The following is a 2,081-nucleotide window of genomic DNA, read 5'->3' as shown; positions in this document are numbered from 1 at the left end:
GGCCATCTGCACAGACTTTGGAGGCCGAGGACACTTGGAAATATTGGAACGGGCTCTGCATGATGAGGTGCGCCATCAAGCGCAGAGCTTAGGGTAAATTTGTGGGGATTCCTCAGGGTCTGACCCCATTTTCCACGTCTCCCTCTCTCACTCTGATTTGCATGCTGTTTTCCATATCAATACCGACGGTCTACCGAACACTCGCACGCCAATCAATCGGGGTGGCTGTGGCATGAGCGGGCCAGGAGGGGCAACGGAAACAGGTGCGTCGTCGAGGTTGATCCCACGTTATGGGTTGCGGATAGTCGCGATGTGTTTCGATAGTCATTGTGCAGTTCTTCCCTTCGTGCACGGATTAATAATCTGCATAACGCTCTTGCTAGTCCCCACATAGCTTCCTCCTGGTACAGCCAAAGCAGAATAATTCTTACGCCCCGTATCCTGAATAAAATTCCCTTGCACACCCGTGAAGGTTTCAGTGCTTGGAGGTGCCAGTACACTCAGAAACTGGTCCTTCTTTTCGAGTGCTAAGGCACCACTTATGGGGACTAACCTCAGCAGTGCGGCATAAGGCTCAGTGAATACGTAAAAATCACCGGCCTCGGTTCTTCCATTTTGCATGTGTGCACATTGAATATCGCTGGTGTTGATGACTACAGCGCTCTCATACATGCCGCCTTTAAAATATGCTAGTACTAGATTGGTCTTGGTCACTACACCCAGGCCGTTCCTAGGCTGGCACACGTTCAGATCACCATAGTGAAATAAACACCAGTTGATTTGCGATATGGAGACGATATCGTCTGAGTTGAGCTTCAGATCGCGTTCTATATTGGCGCGTGCTTCAGGGGTTTCGTATGGGATTGCGCATGCACTCAAAAGAGCTGCAAGAGTGAGGACGAACGTTGATGCAAAAATCCGTTTCATAGCTTTCTTTTCCTAGGCAGTTCGCTATCAAGTCACGAGCGTGATGTAGTGCAGTGCCGGCAATCCAGATTCGCTATCTGAAATCTGGTCCGGTTCCGAAGAATAGTGGTCGAAGAATAGTGGTCTGATCCCATTTTTTTCCTGCTGAACTATAAAAACCCAAAAATGTGGTCTGACCCCTATTTCCCTAATCAAATAAATCTGTCCCTTTGTCGTTCTGTAGCAGCTCTGGCTCGGCGAGCAACTTGAAGAATTCTGGAGCATTGCTGTTTTTGGCTTGCTGATGAATGCGCTGCCGTTGATGATTGACGATTTGACGTCTACGATTCACGCGGGCTGTGTCCTTGCTCTATTGGTATATGTTCGCAACTATCACCGTAGACCAAGGCCAGCCTTTTTCAATTTTTTCAGCAGGATCAGAGGATTACCTTTTAATTAAGTGCCATTCAAGTTCTGCCCCTTTTCTGATAGCAACCTCTTCGCATTTTTAATTCAAACAAACTCCACATCATCAATATTTTTCTTATTCGCAAAAAAATCTATCGGAAGCATAACAATACTAGCTCTAACATCTAACGAAATCTCTAAAGTTCCTTTACCGTTTACAGGCATAGCTACTAGCTTGTAACCGTTACCCTCATCATTAACATCGTAACTGAATAACCCCCTCCTAGCCATGGAGGAGAATGATTTTAAGTAACGCTCACGCTGCACCTGATTGCTAAACTCTGGCAAATTTTCCTCAACCACTACAAACTCAAAACTTTCAGCCAAGGAGTAAAAATAATCATACAATAGTTCATAAGTCGAAATTGACGCGCGTATTGAAAACGGAACAAAACCTCGCCCCCCAGTCGCAAAATGTGCAACATACCCTTTATGACAAGAAGCAAACCAATCCAAATCATTTATCTCTAAAAACTCATCATCCATATCCATTACTCAGCTCCAAATATGTTTGTGCAGTTTTCGCAACGCGGCACCACCTCTCCCGTTCTAGGGCGAACAGCAGGAAAAATAGGGGTCAGACCCTGAGGAATCCCCACAAATTTACCCTAAGCTCTGCGCTTGATGGCGCACCTCATCATGCAGAGCCCGTTCCAATATTTCCAAGTGTCCTCGGCCTCCAAAGTCTGTGCAGCTTCGCCAGTATT

The 2,081-nt window shown here is 46.3% G+C and carries 3 protein-coding genes; all 3 read right to left on the bottom strand.

Translation table 11 applies throughout. The annotated features are described in order from the left end of the window. Nucleotides 1-324: 324 nt before the first annotated feature. Nucleotides 325-927 carry a hypothetical protein gene (locus tag TU82_RS27290; protein WP_057726497.1) on the bottom strand — a complete coding sequence of 201 codons (603 nt, stop codon included), beginning with the start codon at nt 925-927 and terminating at the stop codon, nt 325-327. 187 nt (nt 928-1,114) lie between these two features. Continuing rightward, nucleotides 1,115-1,258 carry a hypothetical protein gene (locus tag TU82_RS28840; RefSeq protein WP_156421706.1) on the bottom strand — a complete coding sequence of 48 codons (144 nt, stop codon included), beginning with the start codon at nt 1,256-1,258 and terminating at the stop codon, nt 1,115-1,117. A 161-nt stretch (nt 1,259-1,419) separates the two neighbouring features. Then, nucleotides 1,420-1,866 (bottom strand): hypothetical protein, encoded by a 447-nt coding sequence (locus TU82_RS27285; protein ID WP_057726495.1) that lies wholly within the window; start codon nt 1,864-1,866, stop codon nt 1,420-1,422. Nucleotides 1,867-2,081: the final 215 nt, after the last annotated feature.

Source organism: Pseudomonas orientalis (genome assembly GCF_001439815.1).
In the GTDB taxonomy this organism is placed as follows: domain Bacteria; phylum Pseudomonadota; class Gammaproteobacteria; order Pseudomonadales; family Pseudomonadaceae; genus Aquipseudomonas; species Aquipseudomonas orientalis.
Note: the sequence above shows the minus strand (reverse complement) of the source record. Positions and strands in the feature narration are given on the sequence as shown.